Source organism: Streptomyces sp. NPDC005402, from assembly GCF_040606575.1.
In the GTDB taxonomy this organism is placed as follows: domain Bacteria; phylum Actinomycetota; class Actinomycetes; order Streptomycetales; family Streptomycetaceae; genus Streptomyces.
The window spans coordinates 14,497-29,658 of sequence record NZ_JBEXFB010000024.1; the positions used below are offsets into that span (position 1 = coordinate 14,497).

The window sequence follows — 15,162 nt, forward strand, 5'->3', positions numbered from 1 at the left end:
TCAGCTCCCCAGCCGTGCGCGCAGCTCGTGCTTGAGCACCTTCTGGCTGGCATTGCGCGGCAGGTGGCCCACGAAGCGCACCTGGCGGGGGACCTTGAAGTTGGCCATGTGGTCCCGGGCCCAGGCGATCACGTCCTCCGCCGTGACGTCCGCGCCCGGCCTCGGCACGACGAAGGCGCAGCCGACCTCGCCGAGCCGCTCGTCCGCAACCCCGATCACCGCCGCCTGCGCTATCGGCTCGTAGCCGAGGAGCAGCTTCTCGATCTCGGCCGGGTAGGCGTTGAAGCCGCCGACGATGAACATCTCCTTCTTCCGGTCGACGATCGCCAGGTTGCCGTCCGGGTCCAGGCGGCCGATGTCGCCGGTGTGCAGCCAGCCGTCGCGGTCGATCGTCTCGGCGGTGGCCGCAGGGTCGTCCCAGTAGCCGCGCGTGACGTTGTAGCCGCGAACCAGGACCTCCCCCTCCTCGCCCTCCGGCACCTCCTGCCCGGTGTCATCGGCGATCCGGACCTCGACGTCCGGGATCGGACGCCCGGTGGTGCGGGCCACCGTCTCCTCGCTGTCCCCGACCCTGGTCGTGGTGACCAGCGCCGTCGACTCCGTGAGGCCGTAGGCGCTCAGTACGATGTCGAAGGAGAGGTCCCTCTTCATCGCCCGGATCAGCGACTCGGGGATGGTCGTGCCGCCCGTCATCGACACCCGCAGGGACGACAGGTCGTACGAGGACCGCTGCGGATGGTTCAGCAGGTCGTGGAAGATGGTCGGCGGGCCGAGGACGATGCTCACCCGCTCTCCTTGAACGATTTCGAGGGCGCGCCCCGCGTCGAAGACGGCCATGGGGATCACGGTCACCCCGTGCATCAGCGAGGCGAGCCAGCCCGCCTTGTAGCCGAAGCAGTGGAAGAACGGCGGGATGACCAGGAAGCTGTCGGAGGCGTCGAAGGTGTACTCAGTGGACATCCAGCCGTACGCCCGCAGTGTCTGCCCGTGGGTGAGGATCACGCCCTTGGGGTGGCCGGTTGTGCCGGAGGTGAACATCACGTCGGAGACGTGATCCGGAGTGAGCCGGTCGATGGACTCGCGGGCGGCCGCCTCGGGACACTCCTCGCCGTGCGCGAGGAACTGACTCCAGTACAGGCCCTCCGCTCCGCCCGGCATCGACACCGTGGTGCGCAGCGCGGGCAGTTCGGGGTCGGTTCGTCTCAGCTCGGCGATGTAGTCGGTGCCGAGGAACGACGCGGCGGCGAACAGCGCCTTCGCGCCGGACTTCCGCAGGATGTAGGAGATCTCGGTCGACTTGAAACGGGTGTTGAGCGGTACGACGACACCTCCCGCGCCCTGGATGCCGAGAGCCGTCACGATCCACTCGACCGAGTTCGGTGCGCACAGGCCGACCCGGTCACCCGGCCCGATACCGAGTGCCAGCGCCGATCGCACCGCGTGGATCATCCGGGCCTCCAGTTCCCGGAAGGTGAGGCGCAGTTCGCCGTCGACGAGGGCCGGGGCGTCGCCGAACCGCTGGGCGGCGACTCTCACCACGTTCGGGATACTGAGGAATTCCAGGTCGTGTCGCATGACGAGGGCTCCGATCAGGCACGAGGGCCGACGGGCAGGCCCAGCAGCCGCTTGGCGATGATGATCCGCTGGATCTGGGACGTGCCGCCGTACACGGACGCGGCCCTCGAGTAGAAGTAGTCGCCCAGGACCTCGCCGCCCTCCCCGTGCAGTTCCTCGGGGAAGACCTTCAACGCCGTCTCGTACAGGCGCTGTTCGGCGCGGGTCATGAGCAGCTTGTCCACGGAGGACTCCGGTCCCGCGCTCTGCCCGGCGAGGCGCTCGGCGGTGCGGCGCCGCGCGTGGGCGACAAGGACCTGGTAGTCGACGGCACAGCGCCCGATGTCCGACAGCAACCCGTCCGGGAGCGTGCCGCGTCGCTCGTGCGCGGCGCGGCGCAGCCGTTCGATCAGCAGCCCGTACTTCGACAGGTGACCGGTGTCCAGCGCGTTGCGCTCGTACGCCACCGTAGTCATCGCCAGAGGCCAGCCGTCGCCCTCGGCGCCGATCCGTTCGGACTCCTCCAGGCGCACGTCGTCGAGGAACAGTTCGCAGAACTCGTCGTCGCCGTTCGCCGCACGCAGCGGCCGTACGGTCACGCCGGGGCGGTCCAGAGGCAGCACGAAGGCCGAGATGGAGGCGTGGGCCGGAGCGGCGCGATCCGTGCGGGCCAGGAGCAGGCAGAGGCCGGAGTACTGGGCGTAACTCGTCCAGAGCTTCTGGCCGTTGACGATGTAGTGGCCCTCCGGGCGGCGCTCGGCGTAGGTGCTCATGCCGGCCAGGTCCGAGCCGGCGCCGGGCTCGCTGAAGCCCTGGCACCACACGTCGTCACCGGAGAGCATGCGCGGCAGCAGCCGGCGACGCTGCTCCTCGGAGCCGAACCGCAGCAGGGCGTGGGCGAGATAGCCGATGCGGGGGACACCGGGCGCACCCCGCACCCCCAGTTCGTCGCTGACCGTGACCTGGTGCAGCGCGGTCAGACCCCGGCCGCCGTACCGCTCCGGGACGTCGAGGCCGACCCAGCCGCCGGAGTGCAGTTGGCGGTGCCAGCGGTGCAGGAACACGGGGAGCGGCTCGTCGGCGGGCCGTTCGGGCAGCGGGTGGCCGGCCAGCCAGGCGCGGAAGTCGTGGCGCAGGCGTTCCAGGTCCTCAGGGTCGCCGAAGTCCAGGGGAGTGTCCGTCATCGCGTCGCCTCCGGTGCGGCCAGGACGGTCAGCAGGTCGGCCGTGGTCGCGAGCACGGCCGCTCCGACGAGGACCCGGCGCAGGTACAGGTGGGCCACGTGCTCCCAGGTCTGGGCGATCCCGCCGAACACCTGCATCCCGGCGTACACGGCATCCACGGCCGAGGAGTTGACCTCCGCCTTGGCCACGCGGGCCGCGGTCAGCGCACGGCCCGACGTTTCGCTGTCCAGGCACCACGCGGCGTAGCGGGTGGCGCTGGTGCAGGCCTCCACGAGGACGGTGGCGTCGGCGAGCTGGTGCTGCACGGCCTGGAAGGAGCCGATCGGCTGTCCGTACTGGTGGCGTTCGCGGGCGTAGTCCACGCTCTGCTCGACGAACGAACGGGCCGCCCCCACGAGTTCGCTCGCCACCACGACCAGGGCGTACGCCTGCCAGCACTGGTGCGCGCCCGGGGTGAGCCGTCCGACGGGCCGGCCCTCGGCCGAGGCCCGCCGCACACCGCGCAGCAGGTCCGCGGTCGGTGCCGGGGCCCCCAACTCGTGCTCGGTCACGCGGCCTTCGGCATGCACGAGGAGCGCCGTGTCCGCGCCGTCGCAGTCCCAGGCGACGAGGCCGACCGCATCGCGGTCCGGGAAGCGCAGGTCGCCGGCGAGGGCGACGGTGGGGCGGTCGCCGTGGACGGGCTCGGCCCGCTCGCCGAGGTCGAGGAGACGCAGCAGCTCGGGGGCGAGCAGCGCCGTGCCGAGCAGGGACGTGGTCAGGGGCTGCCGGCCGTGCTCCTCGGCGAGCAGGGCGCACTCCTGCACGGTGGCGGCCGGCGGGGAGGTGCGGCGGAGGCCGGACAGGCCGAGCTCGTCCAAGGCCCGCTGTCCGTCCGTGCGAGTCTGCGCCTTGACGTCGTCGGCCGAGCCGCTGCGGAAGCGGGTCGCGAACGCCCGCAGCATGTCGCGAACCAGCGTGAACTCGTCGCGTTCCACGCTCAGCCCTCCTCGGCGGCGCTGGGACGGCGGCTCGCCCGGGCGGCGAGGTCGCTCACGATGCGGATGTGGTCGGGGCTGGTCATGGTGGAGCGCTCGGCCAGCAGCGCCGCCTCCATGCCACCTCGCGAGACCTGCTCGACCACCGCCGCGAGCGCCGCCTTGGTGGCGCGCAGCGCCTCCGGGGGCTGCGCGGCGAGCCGGTGGGCTAGTGCCAGGGCCTCGCCCATGAGATCGGGGCCCGGGACGGTCCGGTTGGCCAGGCCGAGTTCGACGGCGGTGCCGGCCGGGATGCGGTCCCCGGTGAACAGGTACTCCTTCACGCGCAGCAGGCTCGTCAGCAGCGGCCAGAGGGTCACTCCGCCGTCGCCCGCCACCAGGCCCACCGAGATGTGCGGGTCCGCGAGGTAGGCGTCCTCGGCCATGAGCACGAGGTCGCACCCCAGCGCGAGAGAGCAACCCAGGCCCACCGCGGGGCCGTTGACGGCCGCGACGACGGGCAGCGGGAAGCGGATCATGTCCGTCTGGATGGTCCGGTCGAGCCGGATGGACCGCTCGCGCAGCTCCGGGTCGTCGTGATGGCGCAGCAGATGGTCGAAGTCGCCGCCCGCGCTGAAGGCCCGGCCCGCCCCGGTGAGGACGACCGCTCGCGCTCCGGCGTCCTCCGCGAGCTCGCGCCAGATCTGGGACAGCCGGAAGTGGAGCTCCGCCGAGACGCCGTTGAGGCGGTCGGGGCGGTTCAGCGTGACGATGCGGACGTCTCCGTCGGCGGCCACGGTCAGGACGGGGCTCACGTCGGTCATACCGCTGATGCTATTAAAGGTCAGGCCGAAGATGTCAATAGCGTTGCGCTAAATGGAGAATCCCATTCTCACCTTGTGATGTGGCGGATCAGTCTTCGGGCTCGGTCAGTTCGACGCGTTCCCGGCCATCCACCTCGGCGGCGGCCCGTGCGAACCCGCACACATGGCGGCTCATCCGCCGCCGGGCCGCCGCCGCGTCACCCGACCGGATGGCCTCGGTGATCTTCGTGTGTGCCTGGGCGGTGACCTCGCGGATACGGGTGTCCATGAACCGTTCCAGGTTCGTGGCGGCGTAGATCGACTCCGAGAGCGCGCTGAGGAACCCGATGAGCAGTTCGTTGCCGCTCGCCCGCGCCACCGCGTTGTGCCAACGGACGTTGGCCCGCAGGAAACGGCGGATGTCGTCACCGGCGTCGACCAGCTCGGCATGGGCGGCGTCCAGGTCGGCCAGATCCTGCTCGGTGCGCCGGCCGGCCGCGAGCGCGGCGCACGCGGGCTCGATCGCCTCACGGGTCTCGTGCAGGGCCTCCAGCCGGATCTGCTGGCCGCGGATGACCAACTGCACGGTGTTCGCCAGGGATTCGCGGCCCGGCCGGTGCACGAAGGCCCCTCCTCCGCGTCCCGGCCGGATCTCCACCAGCCGCTCGACCTCCAGGATGCGCAACGCCTCCCGCACGGTCGCCCGGCTCAGTCCCGTCTGCTCCACCAGTTGTCGTTCCGGCGGCAGGGGTGTGCCCACCGGGAACTCCCCGGACAGGATGCGCTCACGCACCTCGGACGCCAGCACGTCCGAGGCCTTGGGGACGGTGAGTGTGTCGAAGCGCGGGGTGGGGGGCGTGGAGTGAGCGCTGGGCACGGGTTCAGGCCTCTCGTCGTACATCCGTTTCGGCCGGACCATTCAACACCGCACCCGGCGGTCCGTCAGATGACCAGTCCGCCGTCCACCGGCAGCACCTGCCCGGTGATGAAGGAGGCCGCGTCGGAGGCGAGGAAGACGAACGCGCCCGCGACCTCCTCCGGCTCCGCCCAGCGGCCCAGCGGGATCCGGGCGAGCATCCGCTCCGCGAACTTCGGGTCGGTGCGGATGGTCTCGGTCATCGGCGTCGCCGCCAGTGGTGCGAGCGCGTTCACCAGGATGTTCTTCCGGGCCAGCTCACGAGCCAGTGATTTGGTGAGTCCGATGATGCCCGCCTTGGCCGCCGAGTAGTTCACCTGGCCCAGGGTGCCGGTCAGGCCGGCCGACGACGTCACGTTGATGATCCGGCCGGTCCCGTTCGTCGGCAGGAACGGCAGCGCGGCCTGGGCGCAGTGGAACGCTCCCAGCACATGGATGTCGAGGAGCCGTCGGAACGACTCCTCGTCGAGCTTGTCGAACATCGCGGGCGCGGTGACGCCCGCGTTGTTGACGAGGATGTGCAGTGTTCCGCCGGTAGGCGCGGCGGCCCGGGACGCCGCGGCGTCGGCTGCCGCCCGGTCCCCCACATCCAGGGCGGCGCCCTCGGCACGCAGTCCCTGGGCGGTCAGTTTCCCTGCCACGGCCGTGGCCGCCGCCTCGTCGACGTCGGTGACGAGCACCGCGGCCCCGGCCCGGGCGAGCGCCCCGGCCACCGCCGCGCCGATGCCGCCGGCCGCCCCGGTCACCAGCGCCGAACGCCCGGTGAGATCGAACAGTCCCGTTCCCTCGGTCATGACCGGCTCCTCAGTAGCTTCTCGGCAGGCCCAGGGTGTGGGACCCCAGGTAGTTCAGGACCATCTCCTGGCTGACCGGCGCGATCCGCATCAGCCGTGCCTCACGGAAGAAGCGGGCCACGGGATACTCCTCGGAGTAGCCCATCCCGCCGTGTGTCTGAAGGGCCCGGTCGGCGGCCGTGAACCCGGCGTCCGCGCACAGGTACTTGGCGGTGTTGGCCTCCCGCCCGCACGGCCGGCCCTGGTCGTACAGCCAGGTCGCCTTGCGCAGCACGAGTTCCGCCGCGTCGAGGTGGGCGAGGGCGTCGGCCAGCGGGAACTGGATGCCCTGGTTCATGCCGATGGGCCGCCCGAACACCTCCCGCTCGCGTCCGTAGCGCACAGCCCGGTCCAGGGCCACCCGGCCGATGCCGAGGGCCTCGGCGGCGATCAGCATCCGCTCCGGGTTGAGGCCGTCGAGGAGGTAGCGGAACCCCTGGCCCTCCTCGCCGACCCGGTCCTCGACCGGAACCCGCAGGTCGTCGATGAACACCTCGTTCGAGGAGACGGCGTTGCGGCCCATCTTCGGGATCGGGCGGATGTCCACCCGGTCGCGGTCCAGATCGGTCAGGAACAGCGTCATGCCGTCGGTCGGCTTCTCGACCTCGTCACGCCTGGCCGTGCGCGTCAGCAGAAGGATCTTCTCCGACTCCAGGGCCTTGGAGATCCACACCTTGCGTCCGCTGACGACGTAGTGGTCGCCGACCCGGCGGGCGTACGTGGTGATGCTCGTCGTGTCGAGCCCGGCGCCCGGTTCCGTCACCCCGAAGCACACGTGCAGGTCGCCGCTTGCGATGCGCGGCAGGGTGCGGCGCTTCAGCTCGTCGGAGCCGTGCACGACCACCGGATGCATGCCGAAGATCGACATGTGGATCGCGCTGGCGGCGTTCATGCCCCCGCCGGAGCGCGCGACCTCCTCCAGCAGCAGTGTCGCCTCGGTGATGCCGAGCCCGTGGCCGCCGTACTCCTCCGGGATCGTGATGCCGAGCCAGCCGCCATCGGCGACGGCTGCGTAGAACTCCTCGGGGAACGCGTGGTCCCGGTCCTTCTCCATCCAGTACCGGTCGTCGAAGTCACGCAGGAGACCGGCCACGGCCTTGCGGATCGTCTCCTGGTCCTCGGTCAGCTCGAAGTCCACAGCGGGGGACCTCTCTGTCGGGAGGCTGGTGAGAGTTGCGAACCATATCAAAGGTCAGACCGATAGCGGCAAGGTTCTGCGGTCCCTCGCCAATGTGCGGCCGGACTGACCGCCCCCGGGAGGGGGTCAGGTTCTGGTCCACACGTGCGGACATCGTTCGAATGTCCAATGACTGCTTCAAAGAGCCGCCACGAGGGTCCAGCCGGGGCCGACCAGGCTCACATTCGCCACCGTCGCGGCCGACTTCGGCCCGACCTTGCCCGCGACCGTGGTGCCCGCCGCCGCGGCGGCCGACGCACCGGGCGCATGCTCGCCGTCGGCGTGCCCGAACCTGGCGAAGCTGGACAGCGCGGCGGACGTCGAGGTGGCCGGGCCGAAGGTCTACCGCTCGATGTCACGCCGGGTCTGGCGGTGCTGTCCGACGGGGCGACGCCGGCGGGGCCGGGCGAAGAGACGCCGGCGCTGCTGGGGAGGGCCGCGGGTGGGATGCAGTGGTGCCGGTCGAGTCCCCGGGCGCCTGAACCTCGGGCACGGCCTGACTGCCGGGCGGCCCTGCGGCACGGGAACTGCCTGAGAGAAGGGGCCGAGGGCCGGGCGACTCCCGCCCTCGGTCGTCACCCCGAGCGGCGGACCGTCAGCCGCGCCTGGGCGGACTGGCTGCCGCGCCCGTCTTCCTGGCCGCGGTCGTGGCCGAGGCGGACTTCTTGGCGGACGCCTTCTTCTTCGTGCCGGTCCTCGCCGCGGTCTTCTTCACCGTCGGTGCAGTCGCCGGAGTGCCGCCGGACACCGGGCCGCCACTGATGCCGCCCAGACAGAACGCCCACACCTCCTCCACCGTGATCGGCGCGGGATGGGCGCCGACCCGGGCGGAGGGGGCCTGGGCCGTGAACATCGCCGTCTGCATGATCAGGGAGGCGGTGCGCCGCGGCTTCGGAGCCACGGCCTGGCCGGTCTCGACGGCCTCTTCCACCATCTCGGTGAAGAAGTCGAGCAGCGGCAGGTGGGCGCTGGCCACCTGTTCCGGGTGGCTGACCAGCAGCTGGACGGCGAAGTCGGTGAAGAGCGGGGACTGCCGGCCCTCGCGGGGCGTGGAGGCGTCGTAGAGGAAATCGACCGCGAGCTTCAGACGCTCCAACGGATCCTGCCCCGCAGCGACCTGCTCCCGGATGGCGGCAGCGGACTTCGACAGCGCGTCCTCGAACAGGGCTAGCAGCAGCTCGTGCTTGCCGTCGAAGTGCTGGTAGAAGCTGCGCAGCGACTGGCGGGAGCGCTCCACGACCTCCTGCACGGTGAAGTCGGTGGTGCCCTTGTCGGCGATGAGCTCCTGGGCGGCGTCCAAGAAGCGCTGCACGCGCTGCTCGGCGCGCAGCTTCGCCGCCCGGGTGGAGCGCTCGACGGCGCGCTGCCGCCACGCGGGCTCGGGGGTCTCGACGGATTCTGCGGGGACGGCACTCATGGAAGAACGGTACTCCACGCAGGCGGAAAGATGAGCCCTACGCCCTACCGAATCGCGCTCTGCCAAAGGCAAGAGTCTTACTCCCTCCTAGTGAGAATGATATTCTCGATTCTGATCCGGGCCCGCGCCCGGTGTGCAGCCACCGGTACGGCGGAGGGGGCCGGGCGTGGAGTTCGAACTCGACGAGGAGCAGCAGCTGCTGCGGCGCACGGTGCGCGAGACAGTCGCCAAGGTGCGGAGCAGGCCCGCCGGCCGGCAGTGGGACACGTACCTACGACTGGGCTGGCTGGAGGCGCCCCCGCTCGAGCTCGCCCTGATCCTCGAAGAACTGGGATACGCCGCCGACCCCACTCCGTTTCTGGCCACCGCCACCTGGTTCGCACCGCTGACCGGCCGGCTCCCCGAGGGCAGCGGCACAGCCGTGTTCGACGGCGTCGGGCGCTACGTCCTGGACGCCGACCGGGCCGATGAGGTCGCGCTTCTCACACGCCGGGGCGTCATCGTCGTCCGGGGAGCGGAGCTGGCCGCCGAACGGGTCCCCGTGCTCGATCCGCAGCTGCACGCCGCACACGTCGGTGCCGAGGACCTCGCAGCCGCTGTGCCCGATCTCGCCCTGGTGGGACTCGCCGCCACCTGCGTGGGTGCCTGTCGGCGCGTCCTCGATCTCGTCCTGGACCATGTGAAGCAGCGGGTGCAGTTCGGCCGGCCGCTCGGCTCCTTCCAGGCCGTCAAGCACAAGGCGGCCGACATGCACGTGGCGATCGAACGCGCCCGCGCCCTCACCCACTTCAGCGCCCTGACCATCGCCGAGGACGACCCGCGACGCGCCGACGCCGCGCACATGGCCAAGGCCGCGGCCGGCGAGTGCCAGCGCCTGGTTTTCCGGCACGGGCTGCAACTGTCCGGCGCCATGGGCTTCACCTGGGAGAACGAACTGCAGTACCACCTCAAACGTGCCCAGGCCTGCGACTTGCTCCTCGGTACCGCGTCCGTTCACAGGAAGGCGCTGCTCGCGTGATGAAGCTGGCCGACGACCCCGAGGTGGAGGAGTTCCGCGCTCAGTTCGCCGCCTTCCTCGACGCCCACCTGCCCAAGGAGGCCGAGGCCCGCGAACGCGCCGGCTCCAGCGCCCACGTCCCCGCATGGGCCCGCCGCTGGCAGCGCACCCTATTCGACGCGGGCTGGCTGCTCCCAGGCCAGCCGCCCGAGTACGGCGGCCGCAACGCCGGCCTGCCCCAGCAACTCGCCCACCTGGAGGAGCTGGCCCGCCGCCGGATCTACCACAGCTTCAACCCCCAGGGTCTCGGCATCATCGCCGCCTCACTGCTCACCTTCGGCACCGAGGAGCAGAAGCGCCGCTGGGCCGTGCCGATCCTGCGCGCCGAGATCACCGCCGCGCTCGGCATGAGCGAACCCGAGGCCGGATCCGACCTCGCCGCCCTGCGCACCCGTGCCGTGGCGGACCGGGACGCGTTCGTGGTCAACGGCCAGAAGATCTGGACCTCCGGCGCCCACGACGCCGACGTCCTGCTCACCTTCGTCCGCACCGACCCGGACGCGCCCAAGCACCAGGGCATCAGCGCCCTGCTGATCCCGACCGGCGCCGAGGGCGTCGTCCGCCGCCCGTTCGGATCGATCGCCGCCGAGGACGACCTCGACTTCAACGAGGTGTTCCTCACCGACGTCCGGGTGCCCCGCGGGAACCTCATCGGGAACGTGGGTGAGGGCTGGCGGGTGGCGAACGGCTCCCTCGGCCACGAGCGCACCCTATTGTGGCTGTCGTACGCCGAACGCCTGGAGGACCTCCTGCGCGACGCGGCCGACGCGGGCGCCGGCCAGGAGTGGTACGCCACCCTCCGCATGGACCTGACGGCGCTGCGGCTCCTCGGGTACCGCCAGCTCGGCCCGGACCGCGACCCGGCGGAGATCTCGGTGCTCAAGCTGCTCGGCTCCGAGGCCGTCCAGTCCGCCTCCCTGCACGCGCTGGAGGCCCACGGCGCCGAGGGACTCGAGCATCCCAGACGCACGGGCCCGTACCACCACATGCACCACGAGCACTTCATCTCCAGTTGGTTCGAGCGGTACGCGCGCAGCTTCGCCGGCACCATCGCCGGCGGCACCAGCGAGATCCAGCGCAACATCATCGCCGAGCGCATCCTCGGCCTGCCGCGATAGAAGCCCGCCGCGACAGAACCCCGCCGCGACAGAAGAGGGACAGAGGACACCCGCCATGGACCAGATCCTGTACGAGGCCGAGAACGGCATCGCCACGATCACCCTCAACCGCCCCGAGGCAGCCAACGCCCAGACCATGGCGCTCCTCGACGACCTCGACGCGGCCTACACCCGGGCCGCGCGGGACGCGCATGTACGGGTCGTCGTGCTCAGGGCGAACGGCCGGCACTTCTCGGCCGGGCACGACCTGAAGGACCGCTGGCCCGGCCCCGGCGAGATCACCCTGGAGTGGATCTACGACACCGAGACCCGCCACTATCTGGAGTACTCGCTGAAGTGGCGCAACATCCCCAAGCCGACCATCGCGGCCGTCCAGGGCAAGTGCATCGCCGCCGGGCTGATGCTCTGCTGGCCGTGCGACCTGATCGTGGCCGCCGAGAACGCCGAATTCTCCGACCCGGTCGTGCACATGGGCATCGGCGGCGTCGAGTACCACGGCCACACCTGGGAGCTGGGCCCGCGCAAGGCCAAGGAGATCCTGTTCACCGGCCGGCCGCTGACCGCCCGCGAGGCCGAGCAGGTCGGCATGGTGAACAAGGTGGTGCCGCTCGACGAACTGGACAGCGGCACCTACGAGTTGGCCGACCGGATCGCCGCGATGCCCCCGTTCGGCCTGCGCCAGGCCAAGCGTGCCGTCAACCAGACCCTCGACGTCCAGGGCTTCCACACCGCTCTCCAGGCCGTCTTCGACATCCACCAGACCGGGCACGGCAACGCGCTCAGCGTGGACGGCTTCCCGATCCTGACCCGCCTCGACGAGATGAAGCAGCATCTGAAGCAGGGCTGAGCCCCGGGGCGGCCCCGGCTCAGCCGAGCACCGCGGTGAACGGGGGAAGATCCGCCGTGGTCCGTAGTCCCGGGGCCGCCGCGCAGACGGCGGGAACGGCGTTGACGGCCCGGTGGGCGGTGTAGCCGGGGGAGACCGCGGCCAGCCGCTCCAGCGGCACCGGGAACCTCATGGCCACGTCGAGGGGCGTGTCGCCGTCGACCGTCAGATGCCACCCGGTGGGACGCAGGTCCCAGGCCGGGGCGAGGTCGTCGGTGCAGTACCAGGTCGCGTTGAACTCCAGGAGCGTGCGGCCGTCGCGCCGGCCGGACACCGTCATCCGCTGCGCCGCCACGGTCCCGGCGCGCAGGACACCGGCGGCGACGCGGGTCGTGCGGGCCGCCGTGGCGAACCTCCCATGAGCCTCCACCGCGTCCAGGGGCAGTCCCAGGGCGTCGGCCACCAGGCGCAGCGAGGGTCCGAAACTGCCCTCGACGTGTACCAGGCGGCGTTCGTCGAACACAGTGGCAGGAGCCCGGCCGAAACCCATGATGTCGAACAGCAGTTCCGGCGAGTCCCGCCGGGACAGATCGGCGTACTCGTGGACGGTCAGGTTCTCCAGCCGCCGCTGCACCGAGGCCAGCACGAGCGGTACGGCCTCGGTGATGAAGCCGGGGCTGCTGCCGGTGTCGTGGAGCGAGGTGCCACCCTGCTCGCAGGCCGCCTCGACCCTGCACCGGACGGCGGGGTCCAGGCCGGCCGAGTGGTGGAACCCGCCGGTCGTGGCCACGACGTTCGCGCCGGACGCGAGCAGAGCGCACAGCTCGTCCAGGTCGGCCGTGCGCGGCATGTACAGCACGCAGTCGGCCCCTAGGGCGAGGACGTCGTCGAGACGGTCGGTGGTAGTGACGCCCGTGGGGCCACTCCCGCACAGCTCGCCGGCGTCACGGCCGGCCTTGCCGGGGGAGTGGACGTGAACTCCCGCCAGCACCATGTGCGGATGGTCGACAACGGCGCGCAGCGATCGCGTGCCTATGGTCCCCGTGGCCCACTGGACGACGCGAAGCGGCCGGCCGGGGTGTACGGAATGCGGCATGTCCATCCCCCCGCTACGCGGCCGGTCCGCGGTCGCTCATGCCCCCGTCGTCCATCCCCGGATCGGGTTCCACCTCGAAGGTGTTGTAGGCCAGGGCCTGCATCCGGTACGCGCCGACCGTGAACACGAAGTCCATCAGCTGCCGTTCGTCCATGTGCTTCGCCAGCTCCTCGTACACGTCGTCGGACAGGTAGGAGGTCGTCTCGAGTTCGTCCACCGCCCGGTTCAGCAAAGTGCCGGCGCCCTGGCGGACCTCATCCAGCTCCTCCTCGGTGACGCCGGCCTCGCGTGCGATCAGCACGTGGTGGGCCCACTCGTAGCGGCACCGGTGACGCCAGGCGACCCTGAGGATCGTCAGCTCGCGCGTCCTGGCGGGCAGTGTGCTGCGGTACAGCAGGTGGGTGCTGAAGGTCAGGAACGCCTTGGCCAGCTGCGGGTGGTTCAGCAGCAGGCCGAGGGCGTTGGACGGCGGGACGGTGCGCCCGCCCGTCAGTGGACGCAGCACCTCGCCGTCCCACTCCTCATACGGGACGGGGCGCAGTCTCGTCATGTGTTGCGGCCCCCGTTCACACCGATGATCTGCCCGGTGATGTAACCGGCCTCCTCGCTGACCAGGAAGGAGCAGGTCGCGGCGATGTCCTCGGGGCGGCCGACCCGGCGGACCGGCGTGCGCGCGATGTGGTCCTCGATGGTGCCGCCGAGCCGCTGCTCCCGCTCGGCGGTGCGCAGCATGGGGGTATCGATGAAGCCGGGCGGGATCGCGTTCACCGTGATGCCCTTCGGCCCGAGTTCGAGGGCCAGGGACTTGGTGAGTCCGTTCACGGCGGACTTGGCCGCCACGTAGTGCGCCATGAACGGCTGGCCGGAGTGGGTGCTGGAGGAGGAGATGTTGACGATCCGGCCCCAGCCGGCGTGCACCATGTCCGGCAGGGCCGACTGCACGCAGTGGAAGACGCCGTTGAGGTTGATGTCGACCACGCGCTGCCAGTCGGCGAAGGGCAGGTCCGCGAAACGGGTGAAGCCGTCTTTGCCGGCCGCGTTGACGAGGACGCCCACGGGGCCGAAGCGCTCGCGTACCGCGTCCATCGCCTTGTCGACCTGGGCGCGGTCGGCGACGTCCACGATCAGGCCGAAGCCCTCCTCGGCAGGGGAGAGGTCGAGGACGGACACGTTCAGGCCGTCCTCGATGAGCCGCTGTGCGATCGCCCGGCCGATGCCGGAGGCCCCGCCGGTCACGACGGCCGTCGGTGCCTGCGCGGCGCTCATGCGAACGCCTCGTCGCCGACGACGGTCGTGCGGTGCAGCAGCCGCTCGGAGTTCTCGTCATAGGGCAGGGCCCGGTGCAGGATGCCGGTGTTGTCCCAGACCACCAGGTCACCGACGGCCCAGTCGTGGGTGTGGCGGAAGCGCTCCTGCGTGGTCCAGTCGAGCAGTTCCTCCAGCAGGGCGCGGCTGTCGCCGGGGTCCATGCCGACGACGTGGTCGGCGGTGGCGCCGGTGACCAGGGAGCGGCGGCCGTCGCGGCGCCGCCACACCAGGGACACCTCGTGCGTGGGCTGGGTGCGCCAGGCGGTCAGCTCCTGCTCGCCGGGGTCGGGGTCCACCAGCCGCTGGGCGGCCTCGAAGCTGTGCACCACCCGCAGCGACGCGTAGCGCTCCCGGTCCTTCTCCGGCAGGGCCTCGTACGCCGCGTAGGTACTGGCGAAGTCGGTGCCGCCGCCGGTCATGGCGACCTCGCGGGCGGTGAGCGTGGTCGCCATGACCGGCACGTCGTCGGTGGTGCCGTCGAGGTGCCAGAAGAACGCGCCCTTGAGGTACTTGGCGGTCCTGCTCTTCTCCGGATTGATGGAGATCGGGAAGATCTCCTGGCCGTTCAGTGCCACCACCTCGCCCAGACGGCGGCTGAACGCCAGCTGCCGCTCGTCGTCGAGGTGCAGCCCGCGCACCAGCAGGACGCCCCGCCACTTGAGGGCCTCCGCGCAGCGGTGGACGAAGGAGTCGTCGAGCGGGTCGGTGACCCCGGTGAACTCGACCCCGAGCGTCGGGCTCAAGGCTTTCGATTCGATCATGGGAACATCCCTTCCGAATACGAGAATCCTATTCTCGCATAGGTAGGGGCGGAAACCCCTGTGCGTGCGGGGGTGTTGGGCGGTTTGCCGACCGGTGTGAGCATTAGATTCTCGTGTCTGAATCCTTGCTTCGCACAAAGGGAGAATGTAGTTTCC

Annotated in this window: 15 protein-coding genes; 3 read left to right on the plus strand and 12 right to left on the minus strand. The window is 70.9% G+C overall.

The window, feature by feature from the left end; genetic code table 11:
• The 8 genes from ABZT02_RS35725 to ABZT02_RS35760 all read right to left on the minus strand — a co-directional run bounded on the left by ABZT02_RS35725 (position 1) and on the right by ABZT02_RS35760 (position 8,840).
• Complete coding sequence (locus tag ABZT02_RS35725; protein ID WP_356025196.1) at positions 1-1,575, minus strand: FadD3 family acyl-CoA ligase; 1,575 nt, start codon at positions 1,573-1,575, stop codon at positions 1-3.
• Positions 1,576-1,589: 14 nt separating this feature from the next.
• Complete coding sequence (locus ABZT02_RS35730) at positions 1,590-2,738, minus strand: acyl-CoA dehydrogenase family protein (protein ID WP_356025198.1); 1,149 nt, start codon at positions 2,736-2,738, stop codon at positions 1,590-1,592.
• Complete coding sequence (locus tag ABZT02_RS35735; protein WP_356025200.1) at positions 2,735-3,715, minus strand: acyl-CoA dehydrogenase family protein; 981 nt, start codon at positions 3,713-3,715, stop codon at positions 2,735-2,737. Before ABZT02_RS35735 ends, ABZT02_RS35730 begins: the two co-directional genes overlap by 4 nt.
• 2 nt (positions 3,716-3,717) lie before the next feature.
• Positions 3,718-4,518, minus strand: coding sequence for an enoyl-CoA hydratase/isomerase family protein (locus tag ABZT02_RS35740; RefSeq protein ID WP_356025202.1), 801 nt, complete (start codon positions 4,516-4,518; stop codon positions 3,718-3,720).
• 88 nt (positions 4,519-4,606) lie between these two features.
• Positions 4,607-5,374, minus strand: a complete 768-nt coding sequence (locus tag ABZT02_RS35745; RefSeq protein ID WP_356025204.1) for a FadR/GntR family transcriptional regulator — start codon at positions 5,372-5,374, stop codon at positions 4,607-4,609.
• 65 nt (positions 5,375-5,439) lie between these two features.
• A complete protein-coding gene (locus tag ABZT02_RS35750) occupies positions 5,440-6,207 on the minus strand; it encodes an SDR family NAD(P)-dependent oxidoreductase (protein WP_356025206.1) in 768 nt (255 codons plus the stop codon).
• Positions 6,208-6,217: 10 nt separating this feature from the next.
• On the minus strand, positions 6,218-7,384 hold the full coding sequence (locus ABZT02_RS35755) for an acyl-CoA dehydrogenase family protein (protein ID WP_356025208.1): 1,167 nt from the start codon (positions 7,382-7,384) through the stop codon (positions 6,218-6,220).
• A 634-nt stretch (positions 7,385-8,018) separates the two neighbouring features.
• Positions 8,019-8,840 carry a TetR/AcrR family transcriptional regulator gene (locus ABZT02_RS35760; RefSeq protein WP_356025210.1) on the minus strand — a complete coding sequence of 274 codons (822 nt, stop codon included), beginning with the start codon at positions 8,838-8,840 and terminating at the stop codon, positions 8,019-8,021.
• Positions 8,841-9,006: 166 nt separating this feature from the next.
• Between ABZT02_RS35760 and ABZT02_RS35765 the strand changes: the two genes are divergently transcribed.
• Genes ABZT02_RS35765 through ABZT02_RS35775 form a run of 3 tightly spaced genes read left to right on the plus strand, consistent with a single transcriptional unit; the run spans position 9,007 to position 11,862 of the window.
• Positions 9,007-9,858 (plus strand): acyl-CoA dehydrogenase family protein, encoded by an 852-nt coding sequence (locus ABZT02_RS35765; RefSeq protein ID WP_356025212.1) that lies wholly within the window; start codon positions 9,007-9,009, stop codon positions 9,856-9,858.
• Positions 9,858-11,015, plus strand: a complete 1,158-nt coding sequence (locus ABZT02_RS35770; protein ID WP_356025405.1) for an acyl-CoA dehydrogenase family protein — start codon at positions 9,858-9,860, stop codon at positions 11,013-11,015. Before ABZT02_RS35765 ends, ABZT02_RS35770 begins: the two co-directional genes overlap by 1 nt.
• A 55-nt stretch (positions 11,016-11,070) precedes the next feature.
• Positions 11,071-11,862 (plus strand): enoyl-CoA hydratase, encoded by a 792-nt coding sequence (locus tag ABZT02_RS35775; RefSeq protein WP_356025214.1) that lies wholly within the window; start codon positions 11,071-11,073, stop codon positions 11,860-11,862.
• 19 nt (positions 11,863-11,881) lie between these two features.
• Here ABZT02_RS35775 and ABZT02_RS35780 read toward each other — a convergent pair whose 3' ends face one another.
• The 4 genes from ABZT02_RS35780 to ABZT02_RS35795 are packed head-to-tail and all read right to left on the minus strand — an operon-like array spanning position 11,882 to position 15,006.
• The gene (locus ABZT02_RS35780) at positions 11,882-12,943 is read right to left on the minus strand and encodes a dihydrodipicolinate reductase (protein WP_356025216.1); all 1,062 of its coding nucleotides are present in this window, start codon (positions 12,941-12,943) and stop codon (positions 11,882-11,884) included.
• Between the two features lie 7 nt (positions 12,944-12,950).
• Positions 12,951-13,487: a carboxymuconolactone decarboxylase family protein gene (locus tag ABZT02_RS35785; RefSeq protein ID WP_356025218.1), complete on the minus strand. Its 537-nt coding sequence runs from the start codon at positions 13,485-13,487 to the stop codon at positions 12,951-12,953.
• Positions 13,484-14,203, minus strand: a complete 720-nt coding sequence (locus ABZT02_RS35790) for an SDR family NAD(P)-dependent oxidoreductase (RefSeq protein WP_356025220.1) — start codon at positions 14,201-14,203, stop codon at positions 13,484-13,486. Before ABZT02_RS35790 ends, ABZT02_RS35785 begins: the two co-directional genes overlap by 4 nt.
• Positions 14,200-15,006, minus strand: a complete 807-nt coding sequence (locus tag ABZT02_RS35795) for a TauD/TfdA family dioxygenase (RefSeq protein WP_356025222.1) — start codon at positions 15,004-15,006, stop codon at positions 14,200-14,202. Before ABZT02_RS35795 ends, ABZT02_RS35790 begins: the two co-directional genes overlap by 4 nt.
• Positions 15,007-15,162: the final 156 nt, after the last annotated feature.

Coding starts and splice junctions, on each gene's coding strand:
- ABZT02_RS35760 (WP_356025210.1), bottom strand. CDS start 8,840: ATGAGTGCCGTCCCCGCAGAATCCGTCGAGACCCCCGAGCCCGCGTGG.
- ABZT02_RS35770 (WP_356025405.1), top strand. CDS start 9,858: ATGAAGCTGGCCGACGACCCCGAGGTGGAGGAGTTCCGCGCTCAGTTC.
- ABZT02_RS35775 (WP_356025214.1), top strand. CDS start 11,071: ATGGACCAGATCCTGTACGAGGCCGAGAACGGCATCGCCACGATCACC.
- ABZT02_RS35785 (WP_356025218.1), bottom strand. CDS start 13,487: ATGACGAGACTGCGCCCCGTCCCGTATGAGGAGTGGGACGGCGAGGTG.
- ABZT02_RS35725 (WP_356025196.1), bottom strand. CDS start 1,575: ATGCGACACGACCTGGAATTCCTCAGTATCCCGAACGTGGTGAGAGTC.
- ABZT02_RS35750 (WP_356025206.1), bottom strand. CDS start 6,207: ATGACCGAGGGAACGGGACTGTTCGATCTCACCGGGCGTTCGGCGCTG.
- ABZT02_RS35740 (WP_356025202.1), bottom strand. CDS start 4,518: ATGACCGACGTGAGCCCCGTCCTGACCGTGGCCGCCGACGGAGACGTC.
- ABZT02_RS35790 (WP_356025220.1), bottom strand. CDS start 14,203: ATGAGCGCCGCGCAGGCACCGACGGCCGTCGTGACCGGCGGGGCCTCC.
- ABZT02_RS35730 (WP_356025198.1), bottom strand. CDS start 2,738: ATGACGGACACTCCCCTGGACTTCGGCGACCCTGAGGACCTGGAACGC.
- ABZT02_RS35780 (WP_356025216.1), bottom strand. CDS start 12,943: ATGGACATGCCGCATTCCGTACACCCCGGCCGGCCGCTTCGCGTCGTC.
- ABZT02_RS35795 (WP_356025222.1), bottom strand. CDS start 15,006: ATGATCGAATCGAAAGCCTTGAGCCCGACGCTCGGGGTCGAGTTCACC.